This is a genomic window from Glaciecola sp. G7-5 (genome assembly GCF_055808975.1).
The window spans coordinates 3,733,404-3,759,084 of record NZ_CM147892.1 but is presented as its reverse complement, the minus strand read 5'-3'; the positions used below and the strand labels follow the sequence as shown (position 1 = coordinate 3,759,084).

Sequence of the window (25,681 nt, the reverse complement as noted above, 5' to 3'; positions counted from 1 at the left end):
ACAAAGGGTTTATTCAGGAGTATTCATGTTAGGTTACGACGACAAAAGAAATTTCTATAGAATGATGGTGAATTCGCCATGCCTCGTCAATGTAATAGATGCAGCTTCAAATCAAAGCACTAATGCAGTATGCAGAGATATCAGTGCGACAGGCCTTTCGATTGAATTGCAAGCAAAAAACATAGAACTGGGCGCACTATTAGAAGTTACTATTGAATCTAGCAATGAGCAGATAGCCTCCTTAGTCGCAAAAGCAAAAGTCATTAGATGCGATGAAATGAGTGATGAAGCGTGCTTAGTAGGCGCCGAAATTAGCGAGATGAATTAAGCACTCGCAAACACCTAATCGTTTAAGCAAAAAAACATCAAAAACGTCATTCCTGCGGAGACGGGAACCTCCTTGGAACACTGTAAAATCAGATAGTTAAAGGATGTATTGGCAGATTCCCGCCGCCGCGGGAATGACGGATATGTTCGTATTGTATGTTAAATGAACAGCATTACGCCGCCGCGGGAATGACGGATATGTTCGTATTGTATGTTAAACGAACAGCATTACGCCTCGGCGGGAATGATGCAAGCACCCTTACATCGGAGTGTTTTTTACACAAACGAGTCCTTTCAAGTAATACCCCTCAGGGAAGTAGCTAGCCACCATATGGTCATAATCTTGATGTAGACGTTGTACAATACTTAAACATGTATTCGCATCAAGAGCGGCATCGGCGATAACTTTATTAAATAAGTCAGAAGGCATTAGGCCCGAACAACTAAAAGTGATGAGCAGGCCACCTTCATTTAATAATTCACAGGCTAATCGATTAATGTCTTTATAGCCTCGGGCAGCTTTAGTTAAATGACGTTTATTTTCAATAAACTTAGGCGGGTCCATAATGATGACATCAAACTTTTCGCCAGATTGCTGATAAGTGCGCAAATGCTCAAAAACATCGGCTTTGATATCTCGTACATTGTGCTGATTTTCGCCTTGTAAATTTAAGGCTAAGTTGCGTTTACCTGTATCGAGAGCCGATTGCGAAACATCCACATTTATCACTTCTTTCGCGCCGTTCAGCGCTGCATAAACACCAAAGGTACCTGAATAACTAAAACAGTTTAGAACGCGTTTATCTGTACAATAACTTCCTGCAATTTTGCGATTAAGGCGCTGATCTAAATAGAAACCTGTTTTGTGGCCATTGATTAAATCAACCTCTATTTTTACCTCGTTTTCAGTTATAACGACTTTATCTGGTAATGTACCCACATGTGTGTGTACTAGCAGTTCTAATCCTTCTTTTTTTCGCACTTCAACGTCACTGCGTTCATGAATACAGGCCTTTGGAAATAAACCTTTAATAGCGTGTACTAGTTTGGATTTATGTTTTTCCCCGCCCGCACTTAAGACCTGCATGACCACAACATCATCATAGACATCAATCGTAATGCCGGGCAAACCATCGGACTCACCAGCAACTATGCGATAGGCGTTAGTTTGTGTTTGTGCTAACCATGGTTGACGAATTTGGTAGGCGCGCAGCAGTTTATTTTTAAAAAATGTATTGTCGATAATGGTATCTTTATCAAAGCTCCATACCCGCGCTCTTATTTGTGAATGTGGGGAGTAGGCCGCTTTCGCTAACCATTGACCTTTGCTTGATATTATATCGACAGTAGCACCCAATCTAGGCGTGCCTACTTCATGTTCAATAGCTCCTTCAAATATCCAAGGATGTTTACGTAGCAATGATTTTTCACGTTCTTCTTTTAGAATTAAGCTTGGGTTCATTATTCTGTAAACCCACCGTCAATTGGGAGGCCTTTTTTACCTGCAGCTTCTCGAGCTAAATCGTCAACACGTTCATTTTGAGCATGACCATTGTGTGCTTTAACCCAATGCCACTGAATCTCATGGCGTTCACACTCATTATCGAGTTGTTGCCATAAGTCTGCATTTTTCACCGCTTTTTTGTTGGCAGTTCGCCAACCATTTTTTCTTCCAGTTGTGAATCCATTGATTGATGCCGTTTTTTACATACTGGCTGTCGGTGTAGATATTTACCTGGCAGCTTTCTTTTAGTTGTTTTAGTGCATTTATGGGTGCAAGCAGTTCCATACGGTTGTTAGTGGTATGCGCAAAACCGCCACTAAGTTCCTTATTTTGTTGCTTGAACTCTAATAGCGCGGCCCAACCACCAGGACCAGGGTTGCCTAAGCAAGAACCATCGGTATAAATATTTACTTTTTTCATAATGCAGGGTATTCACTATTTTGTGGAAATTCGTTGTAGCGCGTTGCCAATAAAAATATTAAACAAATTCTGTATTAGTATGGGCAGCTTGTATCCGCCAGAGTATACTATTGCCATACAAAAAAAGGTATGCCAAAAAAAGAGATATTTTTTATGCTTAAACCAACCCAACAAGGCAATCGACAAATTGTAATTTTCTATATACTCTCCGCGTTTGTAAACGAGTGAGTGAGTGAATATAAAGTCAGTATATACAAGGTATTAACCTATCTTATCCTTTCTTTACGCCTACAAAATCTCATACTAATGTAAACAACCTTTATAATTCTTATAGTTACCTTTACATTTTAGGGTCGCTCGCCGCGCCCTCTTGCCGGGCAAAAAGACGCCCGTCAATTCACCCTAGCAGGTATTTTCAGACCAGCGATGTGCTAGAATACCCATGCGGCAACAGGCTGAGTGTAGGCTGACAATAAAGTGTCATACTTTACAAAAAAGTATCATACTATTTTTAATGATTGATATACTTCGACCATCCCTTTCGAGCCAAAAGCAGTCGGGCCAGCGTGAAGCCTGATGGAGAAGTTTGTGCCATAACCAGAACATCGAAATCCTGTTGCTGAACGATCCCTTTGTGCCATTTGCAGTCGTTGGGTAGAAGTTATCTGACAGGCAGCTGTGAGCCAAAAGCCGTCATAGCGGGTTTAAAATTTCGCTAAAATTTAATATCCATTTTAATAATAATTATTGAAGCCTTGACTGGCTCCTGTGAGGCAGAAAGCGGTCGGTCGATATGCTCACGTCGCGATTCAGTAGCGCTCCTAACCTAAATATTCACTCCCAAATACTATTTTTTGAAGTCGAAATAAGATCGTAACATCGGAGCTATTTTCTGAATGACACTCGATACAGCAAACTATACATCACAGGAACAGCAATGAGCGTTAATACTGTAGCAAAAGCCAAACCACCCATGATAGTCACAGACATGTCTGCGAAAAATGCATCAGACAACAGAGGAGCCATGCCTAATATGGTCGTAATGGCCGCCAAGGTAACAGGTCGCAATCGACTTGCTGAGGCCTCAAGAATGGCATCTTTAATGGGCTTATCTTCTTCGATTTGTAAGTCAATTTCTTCCAGTAAAACGATGGCATTCTTGATTAACATGCCAAATAAACTTAAAAAGCCGAGCAGCGACATAAAGCCAAATGGCATGTCAGTTAACAATAAACCTGAAACAACACCGACAGTTGCCATAGGTACAATGGCCCAGATAATGAGGGGCTGTCTGGCTCTGCCAAATAGCAGTACCGATATGATGAACATGACTAAAAATCCTGCCGGTAAGCCTTTACCTAGCGCTTGCTGGGCGTCTGCCGAACTTTCATACTCGCCGCCCCACTCTAGCTTATAACCATCGGGTAATTGCATGTCTTGAATGGGCTGCCATATTCTTGCTAAGGCGTCTGCAGCGGTCTCATCACTGCCTGGCTCAGCCCAAATAGTGATGGTTGGGACACGGTCGCGACGATGGATTTGTACTTCTTCGGATTCTAACTCAATGCCTTTAGATACTTGTCGAAATGGGACATATCGGCTTTGTTGAGAAGCTCCAAACTTGGCTGTTACGAATCGCATCTAATGGGTCCTGCTGAGCATTCGCCATTTTAGCACGAATAGGGTAAGCGTAATCTTCATCGTATAGCTTACCAAGCTGTAAACCTGTGGTTGCGTATTCGATGGTGTCACGAAAATCAGCGCGACTCACGCCCGCAATACCTGCGTTAATGTCATCAAATTGGGTATTCAAACTCAAACCCAACTCACGCCAGTTATGACGAACCTCTTGAATTTGACCATCAGCTTCTAGGATTTCAACTGCATTGTTGGCGAGTTCTCGGAGTACATCTCCGTTATTGCCTGAGAAACGTATGCCGATTTTTGCGCCACTGCCCGGGCCAAATTGTACGCGCTGAAAATAAAAACTGGCGTCAGGACTCACTTGTGGAAGGGCAGCTTTCATATCAGCAATGATAGTATCAATCTCATCTTTATCGTTGGCCCGAACCAGCATCATGGCGTAGCTCTCATTGGCAGGCTCTGGCGCATAGGTGAGGGTAAATCTATCTGCACCACGGCCAATAAAACTAGTGATTGATTTCACTCCTTGCTCAGAAAGCACTTCCTGTTCCACTTTTTTCATGATGCTTTCAGTGCTGCGAATATCTTCGTTTTGTTGTCCCCAATAGTGGATATAAAACAAAGGTGCATTGGATGGCGGAAAAAAGCCTTGTTTCACAAAGCCAAAACTCATAAATGCAACGAGAGTGATGCATAACAATCCAAAAAGCGTTAGCCATCGATGACGCAAGAAGCCTCTTAAAATTGATATGAAACCGTCTTGAAAACGAGAGCCATTTTGGTTCTGATCTGACGTAGGTGTTGTTTTGAAAACCAATTTGCCAAGCGTCGGTACCAAGGTAATTGCCATTACCCAACTGAGCATAAGTGATATCAACACTACGGCGAAAAGTGAATATAAGAATTCGCCGGTGGCGTCATCCGACAATCCAATACCTGAAAATGCCGCTATGCCAATGACGGTTGCACCAAGCAAAGGCCATTGTGTTCTTTTAACAATAAAGCTTGCTGCAGGTTGTGGTTTTGCGCCTTGCTTCATTTGCATCATCATGCCTTCGGCTACCACTATCGCATTGTCAACTAACATACCCATTGCAATGACCATTGCGCCTAGTGATATACGCTGCAATCTTAAATCCATTAGCCACATGATCAGTACGGTTCCCATTACCGTGACCACTAGCGTAGTGCCTACGACGAGTGCTGAACGCCAACCCATAAATAGCCAGAGAGTTAGGACCACAACAACCACTGACATGACTAAGTTTAAAATGAATCCATCGACCGACTCATCAACAATTTTTGCTTGATCATAAATCGCATCTAGCTCGATACCTGTCGGCAACTTACTGAGGATAAGCTCAATTTTCTGTCTGACTCGTTGGCCGACATCAACGATATTAACGCCGTCTTGCGCAGAGACAGCCAAGGTGATTGCCTCATTACCTTGGTGACGCAGATAGTTTGTTTGAATATCGGCTGGCTCAACTGCTAAGGTCGCGATATCTTTTACCTTGATTGACTGCGATGTCCCTGCCAATACAAGACTCAGGTTTTCAATAGCCTCGATCTGGCTGGAGGGTTGATCCACAAGCACTCGTAATTTTTTGCCATTTAATTGTACTCTACCGCCGTTAAACGGTCGGATGTTTTCCGTTAACAATTGAGATATTTGTGGAAAGCTCAAGCCCAAGCTCGCTAAGCGGTTTGTATCGATATAAACGGTAATTTGCTCTTCTCGCACACCACTCACTTGCACTTTTGCAACACCGTCAATCATCAACAGCTCGCGGCGAATTTGTTTAGCAAAGTGCCGCAATTCAGTGGCGCTAAAGTCAGGGGCAGTCAATGCGTAATAAAGTCCAAACACCTCACCAAAGTCATCAAAAACAACCGGGTCTTGTGCTCCTGGTGGCAATTGGCTCTGAACGTCTCGCAGGCGTTTGCGCAATTCATCCCATATTTGTGGCAGTTCACCACCATCAAAGTTTGGCTGCACCTCTACTGTGATATCTGAGGTACCCGGACTGGATACTGAACTCAAGCGATATAGTTGCGGCATTTGTTGGATAGTCGTTTCGAGTAATTCGGTAACTTCATCTTCGACTTGTTTTGCGCTTGCACCTGGAAAAGAGGTAATCACTTTTACTTGCTTGATAGTGAAACTGGGGTCTTCTAGTCGCCCAATATTGCTCAGTGCAATAAGCCCACCGAGCAAGCAAATAACGACAATCAGCCAGATATTAACAGGGAAGCGTAAAGCGTACTTTGCGATATCCATGAAGCTTACTCCGCCACGTATTCTGAGACGCGCAAGCCTTCACGCATTTTACTGACACCGGCAGACACAACCTTGTTTCCCTCAGATAGTTCACCTTCAATTCCGGCATAGTCACCGCGCACACTCACAACAGAAACCGCTACTTTGTTGACTTGCTTTGTTTCTTGATTGTAGCGCCACACAAAGAAGTCATCTTGTTCAGCCAGTAAGGCAGTGTAGGGAATGATAAGTTGATCAGTGCTGCCTTCTTGATCTAAGTGGACTTTTACTTTTGCTCGCGCACCTGGCGTGATTAGGTTGCTAGGGTCGGCTGACTTGCTAAAGACCACTTTATAAGTTTGAGTCACTGGATCTGGCTGAGCACTATGCTCAACATAGGAAAGATCTACCCAGTCAGTTGGTCGGGCTAAAATCGAGCCTTCCACTTTTGCTCCGTCACGGCTCGCATACAACGTGAATAAACGCTCGGGAACGTGAATATTAAAGTACACCTGTGAGCGGTCTTGTATGCTCGCAATCACTTCACCCGCTTGTACGTAACTATTGTTGTCTACGATACGTTGTGCAATTTGCCCTTTAAATGGCGCTGAAATTTGAGTATAGGCAAGATCTTGCTTGGCGTTATTGACCGCAATCTCAGCAAGTTCAAACGCGGTTTGCGCATCGTCTAAAGCAGATTGGGGAACAAGTTGCTTCTCTATTAACTGGCGAACTCTCTTTAATTCTCGATCGGCTTGAGTAAACCTTGTCTCCTGCTCCTTCACTCTCCGTTGAAATGGTTCTGGATCGAGTTTAGCAAGCACATCACCTTTATTTACTTCGTTCCCAGCTCGAAGGTTTTCTTCAATTAATCTTCCTGATACCTCAAAACGCATGTCGACGGTTTTTACCGCAGAAACTTCTGCAGGAAACTCAAAATGTTGCTCATTTTTCAATGCTTGTACTGGCGTCATTTTTACCAATACAGGCGTGATTTCATCATTAGTGGATTCGGAATTACTGTCGCTGCAGGCAGAAATGAAAAGTGCGGTTGCTAGCAGCAGACTGGTGCGAATGAAGACGTTTTTGTGCACGTTGATATCTCTTTTAAAGTAGCTTTTTTAATAACAATGATATTCAGTGTCAAATTTACGGAACACCAAAATGTAAACTATACGGTATAGTATAATCAAAAAAATTGTAAAGTAAACTGAGCAGTGTAAAATTAAACGTAATCGGAGGAAGTACATGAGCGAAGTAAAGAAGTCGCGTAGCCAGCAGAAGCGCGAAGACATACTCAATGCAGCACTGAAGACCTTTAAAGAACAAGGCGTTCAGGCAACTAGCATGGACCAATTAGCTGAAACAGCAAATGTGTCAAAGCGAACGGTGTATAACCATTTTGATAGCAAAGAAACGCTAGTATTAAGTTTGTTGCATGAAATGTGGGAGCAGTTCATGTTGCGAGCATCGGTCGAATATACGCCAAATCAATCGATTGAAAGCCAGTTGGCTTTGCTAATTGAAGCCGAGACAAACATGATGTGCGACCATGATTTTGTTACACTCGCACGCTTAGCAATGGGGCATTTCTTTTATTCTCCTGCCAAGATGAAAGATCAGATGGATCGCATGAGAGCGCAGGAAACCACTCTGCATCGTTGGCTAAAGGCCGCCATAGCTGATGGTAAGTTCGCTATTGACGACGTTGATTATGCCGCAGAGCAAATTGGCAGTTTGCTAAAGGGGACACTTTTTTGGCCAACCGTGCTGTGCAATGATGATGCACCATCATATCAAGTTCGCCAACATGCCAAAGAGCAAACGCTACAAATGTTTATGAGCCGTTATGCCATTACTTAAGTGCATCAACAATGTGATTGCGGTAGTCGTGCTAACTTTCAATTTTAACATCAGACCTTGCGTGTGAGAGATATTGCGCTAGGAATGACTATTCGTCGCGAGCCGCTCTCTATTCTAAAAGCGGATTCAACAAAAATTGGTAGGCCTGTTCAGTTTGAAATTACTGAGCAGACTCGAGAGGCAATATAGCCCTATTGTCGATGGGTGGATAAATTCAATCGGATTAGAAGGGTCGAACCAAACCTTCTTTGATCTACAGATAGACTAAAAACATTAGGGCTTGTCAGTTGTTCCTCGGTCATTCCAAATTAGAAAGTACGGTATATATCTCTCGTCATTGCCGCCCCCATTCCTTTCCACCCATTTCTACCAACCGGGACGCGGCTCGCCGAAAGGAAAAGGCGAGGTCATTTGCGGCCGATAATTGTGCCAGTGACACGCCAATTAGACCCGTCGCCGACCACTCATAATATTTTCCCTCTTTGGTGCGAATCATGGTCGTCGCAAAGGAACTCGAGTTTCCCCCTTATCATTGACAATCAATTCTTCATCTCCGTCACTGCTTTCGACTTGCGCTTCAAAATCGACAAACAATTCGTCGAGCGGGACTTGTGCCGTGAGTACCAAGCGGGTGCGAGATTCATAACATGCGTCAATGAGGGTAACGAAGCGTCGCGCTTCGTTGAGGTGATTGGCGTCCAGTTGAGGAACGCATTCCATGATGATGACCGGAAATCGGCGGCAGAGGGAAATATAATCGGCTGCCCCGAGCGGTTGGTAGCACAAATCGGAAAAGTCAAACCAGGCGCATCGGTCATTCAATCGGGCGACCTGGACGGTGCGACCAAAGAGGACAGGAATGCTCTCGCCCTCAGTTCCGGATGCAATGCCAGATACAGCGCCACCAAATATTTTTTCCAACTTAGCCTGGAAGTTGTGATTAATTTTATTATCGCCTTGAACTCCTTTTTTGACCAAAAATAGGATTGGCCATCTGCTCGATTTTCGAGCCGATAATCGTTTTGGGAATCCTCCATGGAAATAATGTCGGACGTCTGTCTCAATAGGTCGATGAATGGCAAAAAGAGGGATCGGTTAATGCCTCTCTCATACAAGGTATCGGGTGCTCGATTCGAGGTGGCCACCATCACGACATTCCAATCCGATATTAATAGTGAAAACAATCGTTTCAAAATCATGGCATCGGCGATTTCTGTCACTTGAAATTCATCGAAACAGAGGAGTTGGGCCTCTTGTGCCAATTGTTGCGCAACGACGGGAATCGCATCACCTCGTGGGTGCTTCTGTTTGTAGACAAAGATTCGATGATGGACGTCTAGCATGAATTCATGAAAGTGGACACGGCGTTTGGTAATTTTTGCGTGTTTGTGGTTGTCATTATTACAGCAAGAATCATCATCAGGAACAGCAACCGACGCGTAAAATAGATCCATTAGAAAGCTTTTTCCTACCCCTACCGGTCCATGAATGTACATGCCTCGCGGTGGTGGACCAAAAAGCCAAAAATGGAACTTCTTTCGAAGAAAGGACTGGGCGGATGCTAGGGAGCGCGCCAGCAAAAGTAATAGTGAACTGCTGCTTATACAGCTTCTCTTTGTCGGATTGTACGTACGCACGGGCACTGGTGGGAGCGATGCAAGAGACTCGTGCAGGGCATCGAATTTTGCCGCCAGAGCGACTTGCGCTTCATCTCGTCGCGCCTCTCCCGCGTCCACCTTGAGTTCATAAGCCGCTGCCACGGGGCCTTTCGAGAAGCACAGCCGAGCGACGTGACGTTGTGCTATCATTGCCTTTATCATCATCTTCTTTATCATTATCGTTTTCATCATGGAATTGATGAGTTTATTAACGTGATGATATGGTACGTTAGATTTCTATATGGGTATCAAATGGATTTGTATTAGAGACTCAAGTCGACAACATGTTTAGTGCAATGTGGCAACGCCTAGGCTTCAGAGTATAGATAAAATAAAACGTCATTTTTCCTAAAATTAAAATACAAGATGCCTCGTATTTCCCATATTGACATCTAATTTGTATTCTTATGGGAGTGAAAGTCGGCTATTTTTCGTCTATTAATCAAATGTTTCAACGTAATTAGGAATTCAAAACAAGCGGCTTCTAAAGGCTTAATTCGGCCGCCGAATTGTCGCCACTCACCCTAGCCGCCTTAGTTATATCCATATCTGAAGGTAACTGCGCTCAGTTTTTTTCTAAACGTCTACGCCATCTTCATGTAAACAACAAATATATCAAAAAAAACACTCCTGGTATGAAATATGGAATTAGAACCTTGAACCAACTAAACTCGCTAAGCACTTGATACCTTTCTAGTCTCTTAGGGATATCCTCGAAAGAGATTCGATAACAGCAGACAATGTAGCAAAGAGCGATTGAGATAGGTAATATGGCCAGAAGCATACCTACACTGACCTCACCTTTATGGCTCGAAAATATACCAAATAGATTCCTTAAATAACCGTAGACATAAGATGTTTTTTCTGGAAATAAGTTTAGGAGAAATACATAAATGCCAAAAGGAATATAACTAAAAACGACAACGACAGCTCCGAATCCAGAAGCAGATGAAGGTTTTCGGTTCTCTCTTTCCGCTTCTTTGATACATATCCAATAAAACACATACAGCATATAACTGCGCATAAATGAAAACATATGGTTACTCCTTCCCCTTTTAGCCTGTATTTCTATCCTATTGGTAAATTAGTTAAACATATAGCATGGTTTCTAGAAATTTGGTGTTTTCATTATTCATACTTGAACATTATCTGTGTTACCAACCGGAGTAAAAGAAAAATAAAATATCTTTACCACTCCTTGGTTACAGTTGTCTTTTAGGCTAGCTCAGATTGTTTAAATATTGAGTTGTGTAAGTTTTGTATGACGTGTTAATTCAAAATGTCATGCGAAGGTAGGCTATTAGTAGAGGAATTGCGAAATTAAAGTGCTATGTCTGCTTTTGGATGTTTTTTGCCAGTCAACCAAAGCAGCAATTTGCTCATTAACTGTCAAATTGTTGCCTTAAATGAAACGACCGGTTACTTGGGCAAAGCAGCCGTTCGGCTGAGTAAGATCTAACGGCTGCAATTCGCTCAAAGAGACTAAACCACAATAAATCGCTATGTCCGCTATCTTGGACGATCAAGCCAGTCGAAACGCCCACAAAGTATGATACATTTTTGTCAATCCACACTGAGGAGCCGATGGGTCGCGACCGGCGATGAGGGGGATCTTGTGCTGAATTAAGCCAACCCCCGAATCCCTACCTCAACAGGCATTCCAGATAGCTGTTTCTTCGATTGGCGTTACTGATTGTTCTGATAATGCCGATAAAGTCCTTCGCTGACCCCACAATATGCACCTCAGACTCAGCCCTGGTAATCGCAGTATACAACCAGGCCCGATCCGTAATTCGCCCCTTCTGCAAAGCCACGATGATGCGGGGGAACTGAGAACCCTGTGCTTTGTGCAGCGTAATTGCGTAGCCCAATTCCATGCAATCCAGTACATCTTCAGTGATGGCTATGGTCTCGCCCGTATCCAGTGTTACCGTTCCAAAGCTCGATTCCTCTTCGTTGGCGTCGCTTTCTGTCGATGTAAGGATGCCAAGGGAACCATTCTGGATGCCGATGTTGTAGTTATTTTTGGTGAACAGAATCGGGTCTCCCTCTCTCAGATCGAGAAAGTATTCGTCACCATACAAGCTGAATTGAAGTCGCTTACCATTGGGGTTAACGAAATTCTGGCAGTGTAGATTCAGGTTCGCAACCATGGCTCTTGTGGAACCGACGATCTGCGTGGTTTCAGGCGACATGGCATAGAGGCTATGACAGACGGACACGATCTGATCTGGGGGCGTCTCGTGAAAGGTAATGGCTCCGATGGTCAGTAGTGGCGGCACTTCCCCTCGGTTAATACTGGCCGAGTATTCCGGTATTCCTGTAGAGCCTTCCTGACGCTTAACAATGTTGAGCGCCGTATTTGGGACAACTCTTGACTCAACAATGTCGGCAAGCACTTTGCCGCACCCTATAGGGGAGCTGATTAGGATCACCGGAAAAAATGATTCTGACAGAGGGGTCGATGTGTGTGACGATCCGGTACATGGTTGGGAGGTCAATCATGCTGGCTTCATCAATAACCAATAGGTGCTTGGCGTTTTCCTTTGAGGGGGCAATGGGTTCTTCCCGCAAAAGCCTTGCTATGGTCATGGTAAAGAAGCCAATGGATTCATGTAGCCGCATGGCCGCTCGGCCTGACAGAGCAACAGCATGAAGTTCATAGCCAAGGGAATGGTAGGTTTTCAGCACCGTTCTCAAAACTGTCGTTTTGCCCGTACCGGCCCCACCGGTAATACAGGAAACCCTGTGTGTTAAACAGGTTTCAACGGCTTCCAATTGCTGATCTGTCAGATCGTAAGATAGCTCCAGCACCGCTTCCTTGATAGCCTCATACACCGTATCATCGCACTGAATCGAGCTGGAACCAGTTTTAAGCCGTTTGGTGACCACCGACTCCATCATCAGTTGAGCTGTGGGATGGTAGGTGCCAGTCTCTGTCTTGAGAATGAATTGAGCATTAGTGTGACCATTTGCAAGCGCTTGTGCCGCTAACTCGGAGTCGCCCAGCAACTTGCTCACGATGGGCTTAATTGCCTGGTGTGTGGTGTAGGTGTGACCGGATTCCACCTGGGTGCGGATGGCGAATTCGACCGCAGCGGCTAATCTGCCGGGAGCGGCTTTCTCCACCTTTAGATTTTCGGCAATGCTGTCTGTAATTGCAAAACTCATCCCGAATCCCATCAGGGCATAGGGATTGGCCCTGATCACCTCGACAGTTTGTTCATCATGGTATTTAAGAATGCGTTGCTGGATGCGTAACGGGATGCCAATGGAAGCCATCCAGTTCGCGTGTGGGAGGTTTTTGTATTTGGCATAGCCTTCGTACAGGCTTTGCACCGATTGCGGGTTGAGATGGCCCATAAGTCGGTTACGATGCGCTTCCGTGTCCTGCTGAAGTATTTCATGCAGGTCTGCGCCAAAAGCATCCCACAAGGCCCGCGCCTTGGCTTCCCCGATCCCTTTGAAATCTTTCTCACTGGCAATGAATCGAATGAGCGCCTCGCCATTAGCGGGTAAGGTGCATTCCATCTCAGCCGGAGAATCGTAGGTATGTTGCTGTAACGCATAATTACCGGTCTCAATAGTCTCCAGGTTGCGCAAACCTTTAACACGCCATTGTTGTCCGGTGGCCGGTTTCACAGGTAGACATTCTGTTTCGCATTTGACACTGACAATGTACTTGCCGCTGTTGACACGATAGCTGTCTGATTTGAGCGGTATGCCCGAGAAAATGGCGTACTTGGCGCTAAAATGTTGGGTACTGGTTACACGGAAGAAGTCTTCATTCATTGCGGGGCAACCCCGAATTCAATAAGCACTTCTGATAACTCGCCATAGCGTTTCAATTGTGCCTTTAATTCAGCCACTTTAGCCTTCAGTTCAACGTTTTCTTGCTCCAGTTGTGAAAGTCGTCTGGACTCAACAGCCCTTCGGTTTTCTGTCTGGTCATAGCGTTTCGGCGCTTTTTTCTGCGCTTCTGCTTCGCCCGTCAGAGGGGGTAACACACCCCGTTGGCGTAGCTCGCTCTCCAGAGCGTTCAGACGCTCTTTAATCGCAGGATTTTGTCGTAAGGCACTCTTGCCAATGCCTATCGCCTTGGCGACCTCGCCACGGTTCAACTGGCCCCGGTGGACGATTTGCTTGAAGTCTTCATCGCTTTGCGTGGCTATCCAAGCACAAAAGGAATCAAGGTTTGCTCGGGCTTTCTGTTGTCCATTGGCCATAGCTACTCCTTCCTGTCGATGTCGGGCAGGGGCTTCATAAGTTGCGCTCGTGTCAGTCCATGCAGACTGGCGTTGTGAATGAAACGCTGGGCGGTTTCTGCCATTAGCCCCAGTTCCTTTTTGAGTCTTTCGTTCTCCTGTCGGAGCTTGAGAATTTGCTCCATTGCAGCGGGTATACTCTTTGGCCTTGCTACGCCGGAGAGTGCATCCTGCTTTGCTTTGATTTCAGCCTTTCTCGTTTTATACGCATTGACCAGTAACGGTTTATTGGCAAGCGCCTGTCGAGTTGGTCTGTAGCTAACGATCACCTCGGAGGCATTGCATATCGCCTCCCAGGTGAGTTTGTCCTTGATCGGCCATTCCCTGATCATTTCAGCAATTCTCTTTAGCTGTTTGTTTGGGATGGAGCTAGCCATTCGTTTCCTCCTGAAGCATTTTCAGACAGTTTGCAATATCGTCGCTGTAGGTAAAACTCAAGTGCTGATCCTTCTGTACTAATTGAGTTTGTTCTTCCTTTTGATTCATGATGCGTGACTCATGGGTAAAATCCTTGCCTCTCATTTGGATTGCGCTACCGTCTTCCACACTTGGATCAGTCATCACTTCAAGTAACTGATCCAGCCGGATAATCGTTTTAGAGTGAGCCTCATGCCAACGACCGGCGACACGCTTTCCTGCATCAATGTCCAATTGGGCAGTGGCCAGATTTTCGGCCACCCGATCGCGTTCTTGTTGGATCGCCTGGATCGATCTTTTATGGCCTTTACACAGCAGTAACTCCGAGCAATTCAGGCAGTCTGCGTGTTTGTTGCAGGGCGTAAGCGTGTAATCATGGGTGCAGATACCATACCGTGTCGTGATGATGGGACCGTGTTTCATCACTCGGTACTCTTCCTCGGTAACAGGGTCTAAACTTAAACTAGATATCAGGCCCAACTTCTCTGAAGTTTTTTGAGCCTTACGCTCATCGCTTTGATGCATGTAAGTACGGGATTGTGTCTTTGATGCCCTCGTACTCCATTCAGTAATCGCATCAATGCCGACGCCTGCTTCCTGGGCTAAAGTGTTTAAGAAGTGCCTTAATTGGTGTGATTTCAATTTAAATCCATCATAACCGTGCTTAAGAAAAAAGCTCATATTCACCAGTTTATTGCCACGTTTCATATTTCTACTGTCCAGTCGTTTGGCAAAGAAGTCTCGGTTCATTGGAGCTAGTAATACAGGACTGGTTCTATTTCTAGTGGACAGTTGTTGGTATCGAAAGCACATAAGGGATTCTGACATTTTCAGGGGTTTACCAGAAGTGTTTGAACTGGGATCTACTTGGTAAGGAAAGTGAGGATTTTTTTGACGATGATCAGCCAGTACGAGTTTCCATAATGAATTTAGGGTCCAGCCAATTAAGCTGTATGAGCCAGTATGTTTTAACACATAGTCCTCGGTTGATCCTGAACCGTTAAATCCCAGCGCCTTAACTACCTCGTCTCGCGTTAATTCCTGGTCATCCGGTACGTCAGGGCAGTCTTTGTGGCGATAGAATCGATCAGATCCACTTTCAAAATGTCTTGCCAGGTTGCGTGACTCTTCCGTAATTGTTGCGAGTCGCCGAACGGCTGCTTGCGCGTGATCAGCCATCACCTCAGGGACTTCTTTTTTCACGTATTTCCCATTTTTAGGCACCCAATAAGAAAGGTAGAGTTGGTCGTTTCCTGTAGTATCTTCTTCAGAACGTAGTGGAGTGGTCCGAAAATGCAGTATCTCGTTGATTCGCATTGGGGCGCTGAGTAGTAAGGCTGTTGTACAGGTGATGAAAATGTCTTCGTCATCTTGGTCAGTAGTATATCCGTTAGCAAAAATCTCGGCTAAGGCCAGTAATGCGTCGTCTTCAGGCAGTTTTTGCGATGATTCTGTATCGCGCTTTAATACTTTCTCATTGGATTCGGATCTGGTGAAGGGATGTTTCCAATATTTGGTGTTGGAAATTGCAATGTGCCATGTGCCTAAATCGCTAGCGAGCCGTTTTAAAGCAAGTGAAATGCCTTGGCGATCCTTAAAGCCTTCCTCTTTAAGAAGTGCGACTGCTTTGTCCAGATGACGATCAGACACTTGGGTAACATCTGCCTGATCTTCCAGTTCAATAAGTGATGCTTCTAGTAACTGTAACGCTGCAATGGTGCGCTTGAATGTTTTGGTCTGTTTTTTCTGTTGATCATAACGTATGTAAGCTTTGGCAAAGTCGATAAAATCGGGGGTCATTAGGTGTTGTGCCAAAACATCTTTGGAAGGATGAAGATTTTTTTCGGTCAGTTTTAGAAACCTCACTTTGCGGAAGTGCGTTGGCCAACTTGAAGGAGTCCCATTCAAAGTTTTCAAGGTTATCCCACAGTTTGATCTTATCGCGGGCAAACGTGATAAATTCTGTAAGGTTCGCTTCTGCCGATAGCTGGGCTTGAGGCTTAAAATGAACAATCATTGTCACTCTTCCTCCTCAAGAATCATCTTGCGGTTTTCGCACAACGCAATGACCGTTTTAACGGCTTTAATATCCCTGTCTAGCTGAACAGGAACAAGTAATCGTCGGCTTTGACCTGTTCTTGGGACTTCGTTTTCCAGCTTTTGCCTTTCTAAAAGGCGTTCAAGCACTTCCTCGTGGGGACCATAGACCCAGGGTTGAAACTTGGTGCAGCGGTAGCAGGGGATAGGAACTGAAGCTGCACAAAACCCTTGCTCTCCACAGGTTCCGACGCCCGATTCTTTTCGTCCATCCATTTCTATTCGACTGGTTGGGTCATCACCTCTGATGGCATCTGCTTCTTTGTCCCTTAGTGTCCCTTGAAATGCTTGAGATAAGGGAGCCAAGAGTGGTGCTATTTGATCATTCAGGGTCCTCGCACGTTCGGCGGGATCATCATAATAAGCGTCCAGCGAAGCAGGTGATTCATGCCCCATCCAGTATTGCAAGGTTGCCCTCGGGACACCCATGCGGGCCAGTTGCCTGGCGCGTGTGAACCGGTTTCGGTAGGCATATTGAACAAGAGGACGCCCCGTTCTTTCCGATATAATGGGGTCTCCACCAGGTCCTGCACCTATTATATTAGATACGCTGTTTCGCGTTTGATGGAGTATTTCAGAATTCAGTATATCCGTCTCATGAGTGGCTACCTCGTTAGCCTCTTCAATTTTTCTTAGGAGTGTTTTTTCCTTAAAAGAATCGAGAGGTGGAAATAGTGGAAGGATTTTTTCTCTCTTGTTTTAAGTTTTCTTCCCAAACATTCTTGAAATCGGTTAACGCTATCATTCGCTTGAAGTTGGCAGAGACTCCATAGATCGTCCCCCATGGGATGAACTTCGATCTTGGATTCTCTAAAACCACCGGAGCTCTTGTCTTTTGCACCGGGAAATTCAATGCGTCGGCCCGAAACGCCACAGCTTTCTCCCACGCTTTTTAGGTCGCCGGTTTTCAGGTGTGCCATCTGGACAGGGCGTCGACCATACTGGGCAGAAAGCAACAGTAGTGTCGTTTTGTGGAGTGATGTCTCGCCCGATTCGTACGACGACCAAATGCAGGAGGCCAGATTATTGTACTCGTGATCGGTATACCAGCCTTCCTCAGGGTTATCCGATCTAACCCTACTACCGGCAGGACGTTTGGGTTTGGGGGCTTCAATCGGCAATAGAAAGTCGATGATGTCATCATCAACACCCGGCAGAGCCAATTGATGCCAGTGCTTTAGGAGTGTTCTAACGTTGGCAAAAAGTGCACTATTTACTTCATGACTAACGCACTTTTCATGAAGGAGTGAAAGCCCCTCAATTGTAATTTCATCATTACCAAGTTTTGTAAAATACTTGTTAAACCCGTTTACCAGACCAAATATCGTGCTCATCGAAAATGATTCGTCTAACCTGGCAATCACTTGAGCAAAAGACTCAAAATGAGAAGTAGACAAACTATATTTAATTCCAGATATATCGATTGATCCGATGCCGATAGCTTCAAGACGATTGCCTGTTATTCGAAACTTGCGAGGAAGTCGAAAAGCTTCATTAGATCGATCAAACTCATTCAAGATCGCTAACTGTTCCTGATCAATGGTATCGTTATCCATGAGTCTATCCTGATGCTTTGTCTTTTCTTGCAGTGTCATTTGCGATTTGCAGGCCAATTTCCGACGCCTTTTCCTGGACATGACGCCGGTTGTAGCGACTGGCCGACGCAGACCCTTCGACCCAACCCATCAAATACTCTCGGGTGGCTCGTTCTTCTACTTCGGACATGCCCATTGCGGTTGCCTTGTTGGAAAATCGGTAATTCCAGTCATGCCTTAACAAGTGTGGGTGTAGCTCGTTAAGAGACGGGAATTTCTTTTGTAAGACGTTCAGTGCTGACCGGAAACTGGATTCACTGATGGCTTTCCCTTGTCGGATTCCCTGCAAATGATTGATTAGTAGAAAGTCATAGTCGCTAAAGCCTGCATTTGGGACATTGGCTCGCATTTTCAAATACTCAGAAATAGCGCTTTCCAGATCCTGATCTATCGGGAGTTTTCGCCCCGATGTTTTAGCGACAGGTTGTATTGCTCGGTCGTCCCTTGAGTCATCATGATAACGGTGCACGACCAGATAAGCCGGTTCGCCTCCTGATGCCGGAATGAAGTCCTGCAATCGCAAGCCGAGTAGTTCACCCAGGCGCATGCCGGTCACGTAAAGGATGCGCAAGACCAGTACATTGCGAAAGCGAGGAGCGTGCTGGTTGAGCTGTATTAGACCCATAAATGGGTTGTAAAATAGGTTCAAAAGTGTTCGCTCTGTTTCTTCTGACAGCTTCTTCGCCAATATCGACTGATTTTTTCTAGATTCAGAACCTGCCTTGCGTACCTTACGTGCATTGATCGCTTCACCCATCTTGTCAATCGATCTTGAAATGGCCGGGGAGTTCGAGTCCGTAATGACTTCTGCGGCGTACCAAACGAGATAGTTTGCAACAGTGGAGAGGTAGCTGTTGTATTTGAGCCCGGTGATTGCAGTACCATCCTTGTCACTGGCTCTCAGGGACTGAGCTAGGGACGCGATTTGGTGTGGCTTTAAGAATGCTTTACTCAGGAATATGTTGTCGAAGTCAAGATTCTCTCGATCAGTCCAGTCGTACAACTTTTTGATAGCTCGAAGCGCGTCTTTTTGCGTATTGTGCATTTTCCCCATTCGAAGCTGTCTGGTTGTGTATGCCGTGGGGTAAAACAGAGGGAGCCCATTTTCCATATTTTCAACGTCGTAAAGCTGTGAAAATCTTTCGCCGTTTTGTGCGATAAAATCTTTGATGACTAGCTTCATGTTTACATAAATGCGGAGTTATAAGGAATGTCTTATGGACTTTACAAAAAAATCCTGTTAATTGCAATGTGTTTATCAATAATCTGTTATAGAATAGGTGTTATAACGAATTTATTAGAAAAGGTGTTTACAAAATATGGTAGACCGCAAAGTTGTACTTGATACTGAAACCACAGGTATAAATCCTAAAGATGGACATCGCATTATTGAAATTGGCTGTGTAGAGTTAATTGACCGCAAATTAACCGGCAATACTTACCATGTTTATATAAATCCAATGCGCGAAATTGAGCAGGAAGCAATAGAAGTTCACGGCATCACAAACGAGCAACTCGCTGACAAACCTTTATTCAAAGACATAGCTCAAGACTTTATCGATTTTATCAAAGGTAGTGAACTTATTATTCATAATGCGCCATTTGACGTTGGATTTATGGATCATGAATTTGCCCTCACTGGTCAAAACTTACCTAACACACACTCAATATGTAAGGTGTTAGATACTCTCGTTATGGCTCGTCGAATGCGTCCTGGACAGAAAAACAATCTAGATGCCTTGTGTCGATTCTATAATGTAGATAATAGTCGCAGAACCTACCACGGCGCTCTTCTGGATTCAGAAATTTTAGCTGAAGTCTATCTATACATGACGGGTGGCCAAACTAGCTTGTCGCTTGGTGCGAGCAGCGAAGAAGACAATAACGACGGCATAGAGACCGTTAAAAAACTAAATACAAAACCTACCTTAAAGATTATTCAAGCCACTGCCGATGATATAGCTAGAGAAAAAGCTATATTTGGCTAGTAGTGAAACAGAGATTATTTTTAACTAAGCTTCAGACATTAATCAATACCAGTAACGGCAGTGCAAATAGCACTTCCGTTCTTTTGCGTGTACTTTGGATGGGTTTTTTTGTGGTTTATCTACTTAGCATGAGCCCTAGCAGTTTTGCGTCGTCATCAACTGAGCGCTTAAATAAATCGCTGGTGGGTGTACTTCCCATTGGCACCAAGTATCAAAACAGCATCAAAATACTCAACAATAGATTCCGTATCGACGCCGATATAGAAGAAGTTACTATTGTATTTTTTCGAGAATATGGCAGTGCGCCTGTTGTATTGGTGAGACCTGATGGTAGCAAGTTATATTTAGACAATGATACCAATGATGATAGCTATCAATGGTTTGAAACTGACCGTTACGATATGATCTTGTTGAAAAATCCTATGCCAGGACCATGGCAAGCAATTGGTGATATTCTACCTGAAAGCCGCGTGATGGTGATTGCGGGGATAACACTGCATGCACAAAGTATTCCTGAGGCTGTTTTTGCTGGCGAAACATTAAAACAAACCGCGCGTTTGGAAAACGTAGGATCAGACGTAGATATAACGCTATTTCGAGACGTAATTACCTTATCGATTGATTTTGTGAGTACCAATAATCCCGTCTACCCAAATTTTGGTTTAGGCTCTCGTCAGATAGCTCGGTTTGAAGATAATGGCTTAGGGTTTGACGAAAAACTGGCTGACGGTGTATTTACGGGTGAATTTAATTTAGATATTACACAAGGGGAGTGGCGACCTATTTTTACTGTTAGAACTCCCTTATTCACGCGCGAACAAGTTAATGAAAATATTGTGCTATTGGCAAGCCCTGTCACTATTCATCATGAAGAAGCCAGCCCAGAGCAAAATGAGCACGTTGTCCATATAACGATAGATGAAGAACATCTTAAACCACGTGCTTATGTGGTGGATGGTTCGGTCAGACATCCGAGTGGAGAAGTCATTAAATTTTCGATGACAGAGCCTAACCTTGTACACGATAAATTGTTAGTAACAAAAAGTGACTATGGTATATATAAAGTAAATATGACGATGTATGCCACGACTGTGAGTGGTAGGGAAGTCATTTTGACTATACCGGAATATTCCTTTGTGACTGCACTTCCAGAGCCAGAGGTGGTTGAACCAATTGTCGACGACACGCTTAAGCTTGAAAAAATACCAGCGCAACCGTTACCAGAAGAACCAAAAGAAAGTGATTGGCTTTGGCTTGCGATTTTAGTGAATGTTACCATCTTGATTTTTGGTAGCTTATTTATTGTACTGTTGGTGAGCAAACGCAAGCATCCAAATAACCATATTATGTTGAGACTAAAACGACGTTTGGCTGCGCGATTTAGCAAAAAAGAGAAGCAAAATACGTCTGGGGTATTAAGTTAATTTTAATCAGTCGTTAAATTGGCGCAGTCAGCGCATATATTTTGACCTAATAACGACACACGATGTGCGAAAAATAGGCAACAAGCTAATAGTTTGCAAAAAGCAGTTGACTACGCAAAGCTGTCACCGTATTATCTGCGCCGCAGTTGAGCAGGGCTTTAATATTTTTAGTATAAACTAATGAGTTAATTCACGTGCAAAACTACGCAGTCTTATTTTGAAGTTATTGCGGAGTGGTAGTTCAGTTGGTTAGAATACCGGCCTGTCACGCCGGGGGTCGCGGGTTCGAGTCCCGTCCACTCCGCCATCTTCAAAAAAATTGATACATTTTACATGTTTACATTGTGTGGAGTGGTAGTTCAGTTGGTTAGAATACCGGCCTGTCACGCCGGGGGTCGCGGGTTCGAGTCCCGTCCACTCCGCCATCTATGTATCAATGAAAGCGACGTCATAAGCGCAGATTGTATCTGCTGGCATCGTCAAGACGCTAAATACCATGTGGAGTGGTAGTTCAGTTGGTTAGAATACCGGCCTGTCACGCCGGGGGTCGCGGGTTCGAGTCCCGTCCACTCCGCCATTTAGTTTCCCCAGAGCTAAATTGTTGTTATTTCCTTATCACCCACTCGTATTAGTTTATGTCACAAGCCATTATTTGCTTGGGCTCTGCCTTCATTAAAGGTACACTAAAGCCACCGTTTTCCTTGTTGTTGAGCATATGAGTTCCCCTTTATTAGTTGGCAAAAATATTGTCAAATCTTATCTTGAAGCACATACGAGTGTCGATATTTTGCACTCAGTTAATATTAATGTATACGCAGGTGAAACGCTGGCCATTTTAGGTGCCTCCGGCTCGGGTAAAAGTACCTTATTACATATTTTAGGAACACTGGATTCTCCCAACTCGGGTGACGTTTTATTTAAGAATAAAAGCCTTCTTGCTCTTTCAAAAAAACAACAAGCCGCGTTTCGCAATGCAGAGTTAGGATTTGTGTATCAATTTCATCATCTATTGCCTGAATTTACGGCGACAGAAAATGTCGCAATGCCGAAATTAATTGCAGGTGTGAATAAAAAAGAGGCACATGCAAGTGCGAAAAGCTTGCTAGATCGAGTTGGTTTATCTCACCGTTTAACACACAAGCCGCATCAAATGTCTGGTGGTGAACGCCAGCGAGTAGCAATCGCTCGGGCGATGATAAATAAGCCAAGCATTATTATGGCTGATGAACCAACCGGTAATTTAGACAACGACGCCAGTGATGAAATATTAAGCTTGATTAACGATATCAATCAATCTGACAACACAAGCTTTATCATTGTAACGCACGATCATGCTTTAGCTAAAAAGATGGACCGCACTGAGACTTTAGTTAACGGTAATTTCACGCTAAATAAAACGGTTAATGCATGAGTCATTTTGTTTTTGAAATAGCCAAGCGTCTGCGTCAACCGAACAAACAAGATGCATATATAAGCTTTGTTTCAGCCTCGTCAACCGCTGGCATCGGCTTGGGATGCGCGGTACTTATTTTACTGCTTTCCGTAATGAACGGATTTGAGTATGAACTTAAGCATTCATTATTAAATGTTGTTCCACACGCTGAAATATTTTCGATTGATAATCGCGGAATTTATCCAACACCAGAGTTTGTAGATTTAGTTGCCCAAGATGAAAAAGTAAGCGATGTTTTTTTACTCAACAAGGCAAGTGGATTGTTACAAATCGGGAAAAAAATGAAAGCCGTCTCGGTAGTAGGGGTGGATAAAAATTATTTCGTACAAAAATTTACGCGAGTGGCAAATAATAAAGCTTTATATGATTCACTTAATCTGGTGCCAAATGGCATTTTGCTCGGAAAAACAATAGTAGAAGAGCAAGGTATTGCCATTGGGGATCAAATACAACTCTTGCTTCCCGCAAGCACGCATGACCTGAGCTTTGCGGCCCCGACTTCGGCCTGGGTAGAGGTGGTAGGTTCGGTATCTGTTGGCGGTGAACTGAATAACCAAATAGGCGTTGTAAACCAAGCATACTTAGCAAACTTGCTGGGGCTTGAAGACAAGGTCACGCATATTGAGATAAAACTTAAAGACCCTTTCGATGCTTATGAATTAGTTAGAAAATATGGTTACGATTTTCCACAAGCAATTTATATGTCTGATTGGACGCGGACAAACGGACATTTATACCAAGATATTCAGTTAATAAGAACCGTTGTTTACATTGTATTGGCACTTGTAATCGCCGTTGCTTGTTTCAATATTGTATCGGCATTGGTGATGTCGGTAAAAGAGAAAAGCAAAGAAATTGCGATTTTGAAAACGATTGGTGCGACTAATGGCAATATTGCCGGGATCTTCATCTTAAAAGGGCTCTATCATGGCCTTAAGGGTGCATTTATTGGCACTTGCATTGGCGTTATTCTCGCACTTTATTTAAGCGAGATAATCGTATTTATTGAATCTATATTGGGCGCTGAAGTGTTGTCGGGGGATATCTATTTTACCGGCTCTATACCTTCGAAATTACACTGGTTAGATGTCGCCACGACCGCTTTGGTGGTGGTAAGTATTTCCATCGTGGCGACGCTATATCCGGCAAAACAAGCGGCGAAGGTTGAGCCCGCCGCTAATTTACATTAGTTTAGGTGTTTCCTTTTATTGGGTTTGCTAGGCTGTTTTGGAGATCTTCGCCTTCGCGAAGATGACAATTGACACAGAATGCATCAACTCCAAAATTGCATGTAAAACTACAAACTTCTATCGTTATAAACGTCCTTATCTAGCTCATCTTCTGATTTTGCGACAATACATGCGACTGTGCAATCGCCGGTAACATTGACGACGGTTCTGGTCATATCTAGCAGCCTGTCTATACCGATTATAAGTGCAATACCTTCAACAGGGAGGTTGACCTGCTGTAAAACCATTGCAAGCATGATTAGCCCCACGCCTGGTACACCCGCTGTACCGATAGACGCGAGTGTGGCAGTAACTACTACCATCAATAAACTCGTCGTACTTAAGTCAATACCGTATGCTTGGGCAATAAATACCGTCGCAATGCCTTGCATAATTGCAGTACCGTCCATATTAATGGTCGCACCTAACGGTATGGTAAAGGAAGCCACAGATTTTTGTACACCAAGCTTTTTACGGGCAGTCGCCATGGTGATAGGTAAGGTGGCCGCGCTGCTTGACGAGCTAAATGCAAACACGGCTAGCTCTTTTACTTTCATAAAAAGCATAAGTGGATTTAATCTAGCTAAAAATATTAGTAGCACAGGGAAGGTTATCAGAGCATGGAGTATCAATACCGCCAGAACCAAAAAGAAATATTTACCGATGTTTTCTAAATTTTCTAACTCAATCGTTGCGCCTAATTTCGCCATTAAGAAAAATACGCCGTAGGGAGCGAGATTCATCACAATGTTGACGATTTGCATAATAACTTCATTGGTAGCTTCAAAGGCATTTTGTATTTTTTTACCTTGCTCTCCAGCTTTGGTAATGGCAATACCAAATAAAATAGAAAATATAATGATTTGCAGCATGTTACCCTCAGCCAAGGACTCTACCGGGTTTGAGGTAAACATATCGGTAACAACTTGCACAAGGCTAGGGGCTTCGTTAGGGACATAAGTCACCTCAGCTGGACGGTCAAAGCCAACGCCGGGTTTCATTATAAGCGCCGCTATCAATGCGAATGTCACCGCAATACAGGTTGTAAGGACATATAAAATAAGAGATTTTCCGCCCAAGCGGCCCATTTTAGATGGGTCAGATAAACCGCTAACACCGCAAACAAGACTGACAAACACTAAAGGCACGACTAACATTTTTAAGGACTTAATAAAAATGGTGCCGCCAATCCCAAATAAGCCGTCAACAAAAAATCCTTTCAAGGAAAAATTCATGTCTACAACCCCAATCACAAGGTCTCCACTGTCGTCATATAAACTTTGTATAAAGTAACCTATAACGATTCCTAAAATCATGCCGATAAATATACGGAATGTAAGATTTGTTTTTGCGAGGTGAAGTATGTTTTGTGTGGTTGTGAGCTTGTTGTTTACATCATTTGACATGCAAAGACCTATTGTTTTTGGTTATTAGTCTAGATACCTAAGGTTACCAAGTATAACTCAAAATCAAAAATCTTTTTATACACTGTGCTTAATGTGCAGTGAATTGCTTTAGCCAACATTATTAAAACGGG

Annotated in this window: 21 protein-coding genes, 3 tRNA genes and 1 pseudogene; 9 read left to right on the top strand and 16 right to left on the bottom strand. The window is 44.0% G+C overall.

All coding sequences use genetic code 11. The features are described from left to right. The first annotated feature begins 25 nt into the window (after window positions 1–25). On the top strand, window positions 26–328 hold the full coding sequence (locus AC0L6H_RS16575; RefSeq protein WP_473390266.1) for a PilZ domain-containing protein: 303 nt from the start codon (window positions 26–28) through the stop codon (window positions 326–328). Window positions 329–586: 258 nt separating this feature from the next. Here AC0L6H_RS16575 and AC0L6H_RS16570 read toward each other — a convergent pair whose 3' ends face one another. The 5 genes and pseudogenes from AC0L6H_RS16570 to AC0L6H_RS16550 form a co-directional block, all read right to left on the bottom strand. Continuing rightward, a complete protein-coding gene (locus AC0L6H_RS16570; protein ID WP_473390264.1) occupies window positions 587–1,789 on the bottom strand; it encodes a class I SAM-dependent rRNA methyltransferase in 1,203 nt (400 codons plus the stop codon). Continuing rightward, a pseudogene (rnhA, locus tag AC0L6H_RS16565) lies at window positions 1,789–2,251 on the bottom strand (ribonuclease HI). The gene AC0L6H_RS16570 and the pseudogene rnhA overlap by 1 nt, the downstream one beginning before the upstream one ends. 885 nt (window positions 2,252–3,136) lie before the next feature. Further along, window positions 3,137–3,892: an efflux RND transporter permease subunit gene (locus AC0L6H_RS16560; RefSeq protein ID WP_473390263.1), complete on the bottom strand. Its 756-nt coding sequence runs from the start codon at window positions 3,890–3,892 to the stop codon at window positions 3,137–3,139. Then, window positions 3,822–6,176, bottom strand: coding sequence for an efflux RND transporter permease subunit (locus tag AC0L6H_RS16555; protein ID WP_473390261.1), 2,355 nt, complete (start codon window positions 6,174–6,176; stop codon window positions 3,822–3,824). The genes AC0L6H_RS16560 and AC0L6H_RS16555 overlap by 71 nt, the downstream gene beginning before the upstream one ends. Before the next feature lie 5 nt (window positions 6,177–6,181). Further along, a complete protein-coding gene (locus AC0L6H_RS16550) occupies window positions 6,182–7,249 on the bottom strand; it encodes an efflux RND transporter periplasmic adaptor subunit (RefSeq protein ID WP_214451483.1) in 1,068 nt (355 codons plus the stop codon). A 154-nt stretch (window positions 7,250–7,403) separates the two neighbouring features. Here AC0L6H_RS16550 and AC0L6H_RS16545 point away from each other — a divergent pair, with 154 nt between their 5' ends. Continuing rightward, the gene (locus tag AC0L6H_RS16545; protein WP_214451484.1) at window positions 7,404–8,018 is read left to right on the top strand and encodes a TetR/AcrR family transcriptional regulator; all 615 of its coding nucleotides are present in this window, start codon (window positions 7,404–7,406) and stop codon (window positions 8,016–8,018) included. Between the two features lie 492 nt (window positions 8,019–8,510). On the opposite strand, the gene zapE (AC0L6H_RS16540) is transcribed toward AC0L6H_RS16545, so the two are convergent. From zapE (AC0L6H_RS16540) to AC0L6H_RS16495, 10 genes are all read right to left on the bottom strand, one after another. Further along, complete coding sequence (gene zapE, locus AC0L6H_RS16540; protein ID WP_473390259.1) at window positions 8,511–8,840, bottom strand: AFG1/ZapE family ATPase; 330 nt, start codon at window positions 8,838–8,840, stop codon at window positions 8,511–8,513. After that, a complete protein-coding gene (gene zapE / locus AC0L6H_RS16535) occupies window positions 8,837–9,853 on the bottom strand; it encodes a cell division protein ZapE (RefSeq protein WP_473390257.1) in 1,017 nt (338 codons plus the stop codon). The genes zapE (AC0L6H_RS16540) and zapE (AC0L6H_RS16535) overlap by 4 nt, the downstream gene beginning before the upstream one ends. Window positions 9,854–11,319: 1,466 nt before the next feature. After that, a complete protein-coding gene (locus tag AC0L6H_RS16530) occupies window positions 11,320–12,075 on the bottom strand; it encodes an ATP-dependent DNA helicase (protein ID WP_473390256.1) in 756 nt (251 codons plus the stop codon). Continuing rightward, window positions 12,056–13,468 (bottom strand): AAA family ATPase, encoded by a 1,413-nt coding sequence (locus AC0L6H_RS16525; protein WP_473390255.1) that lies wholly within the window; start codon window positions 13,466–13,468, stop codon window positions 12,056–12,058. Before AC0L6H_RS16525 ends, AC0L6H_RS16530 begins: the two co-directional genes overlap by 20 nt. Then, window positions 13,465–13,902 carry a VPA1267 family protein gene (locus tag AC0L6H_RS16520; RefSeq protein WP_473390253.1) on the bottom strand — a complete coding sequence of 146 codons (438 nt, stop codon included), beginning with the start codon at window positions 13,900–13,902 and terminating at the stop codon, window positions 13,465–13,467. Before AC0L6H_RS16520 ends, AC0L6H_RS16525 begins: the two co-directional genes overlap by 4 nt. A 2-nt stretch (window positions 13,903–13,904) precedes the next feature. Then, entirely contained in the window at window positions 13,905–14,318 is a 414-nt protein-coding gene (locus tag AC0L6H_RS16515; RefSeq protein WP_473390252.1) for a hypothetical protein, read from the bottom strand. Next, a complete protein-coding gene (locus AC0L6H_RS16510) occupies window positions 14,311–16,275 on the bottom strand; it encodes a hypothetical protein (RefSeq protein ID WP_473390251.1) in 1,965 nt (654 codons plus the stop codon). Before AC0L6H_RS16510 ends, AC0L6H_RS16515 begins: the two co-directional genes overlap by 8 nt. A 102-nt stretch (window positions 16,276–16,377) precedes the next feature. After that, window positions 16,378–16,851 carry a hypothetical protein gene (locus AC0L6H_RS16505; RefSeq protein WP_473390250.1) on the bottom strand — a complete coding sequence of 158 codons (474 nt, stop codon included), beginning with the start codon at window positions 16,849–16,851 and terminating at the stop codon, window positions 16,378–16,380. A 236-nt stretch (window positions 16,852–17,087) separates the two neighbouring features. Continuing rightward, window positions 17,088–18,011: a hypothetical protein gene (locus AC0L6H_RS16500; protein ID WP_473390248.1), complete on the bottom strand. Its 924-nt coding sequence runs from the start codon at window positions 18,009–18,011 to the stop codon at window positions 17,088–17,090. A gap of 4 nt (window positions 18,012–18,015) precedes the next feature. Next, complete coding sequence (locus AC0L6H_RS16495; protein WP_473390247.1) at window positions 18,016–19,233, bottom strand: tyrosine-type recombinase/integrase; 1,218 nt, start codon at window positions 19,231–19,233, stop codon at window positions 18,016–18,018. 136 nt (window positions 19,234–19,369) lie between these two features. Here AC0L6H_RS16495 and dnaQ point away from each other — a divergent pair, with 136 nt between their 5' ends. The 7 genes from dnaQ (at window position 19,370) to AC0L6H_RS16460 (ending at window position 24,105) form a co-directional block, all read left to right on the top strand. After that, a complete protein-coding gene (dnaQ, locus tag AC0L6H_RS16490; protein ID WP_473390246.1) occupies window positions 19,370–20,038 on the top strand; it encodes a DNA polymerase III subunit epsilon in 669 nt (222 codons plus the stop codon). Between the two features lie 2 nt (window positions 20,039–20,040). Beyond that, window positions 20,041–21,462 (top strand): TIGR03503 family protein, encoded by a 1,422-nt coding sequence (locus AC0L6H_RS16485; RefSeq protein WP_473390245.1) that lies wholly within the window; start codon window positions 20,041–20,043, stop codon window positions 21,460–21,462. Window positions 21,463–21,692: 230 nt separating this feature from the next. Next, window positions 21,693–21,769, top strand: a tRNA-Asp gene (locus AC0L6H_RS16480). A gap of 41 nt (window positions 21,770–21,810) precedes the next feature. Next, window positions 21,811–21,887 (top strand) — tRNA-Asp (locus AC0L6H_RS16475). Window positions 21,888–21,962: 75 nt separating this feature from the next. Beyond that, window positions 21,963–22,039, top strand: a tRNA-Asp gene (locus tag AC0L6H_RS16470). Between the two features lie 138 nt (window positions 22,040–22,177). Next, the gene (locus AC0L6H_RS16465) at window positions 22,178–22,873 is read left to right on the top strand and encodes an ABC transporter ATP-binding protein (RefSeq protein ID WP_473390244.1); all 696 of its coding nucleotides are present in this window, start codon (window positions 22,178–22,180) and stop codon (window positions 22,871–22,873) included. Continuing rightward, complete coding sequence (locus AC0L6H_RS16460; protein WP_473390242.1) at window positions 22,870–24,105, top strand: FtsX-like permease family protein; 1,236 nt, start codon at window positions 22,870–22,872, stop codon at window positions 24,103–24,105. The genes AC0L6H_RS16465 and AC0L6H_RS16460 overlap by 4 nt, the downstream gene beginning before the upstream one ends. Before the next feature lie 107 nt (window positions 24,106–24,212). Here the strand turns inward: AC0L6H_RS16460 and AC0L6H_RS16455 are convergent, their stop codons facing one another. Then, window positions 24,213–25,550 carry a dicarboxylate/amino acid:cation symporter gene (locus tag AC0L6H_RS16455; RefSeq protein ID WP_473390241.1) on the bottom strand — a complete coding sequence of 446 codons (1,338 nt, stop codon included), beginning with the start codon at window positions 25,548–25,550 and terminating at the stop codon, window positions 24,213–24,215. Window positions 25,551–25,681: the final 131 nt, after the last annotated feature.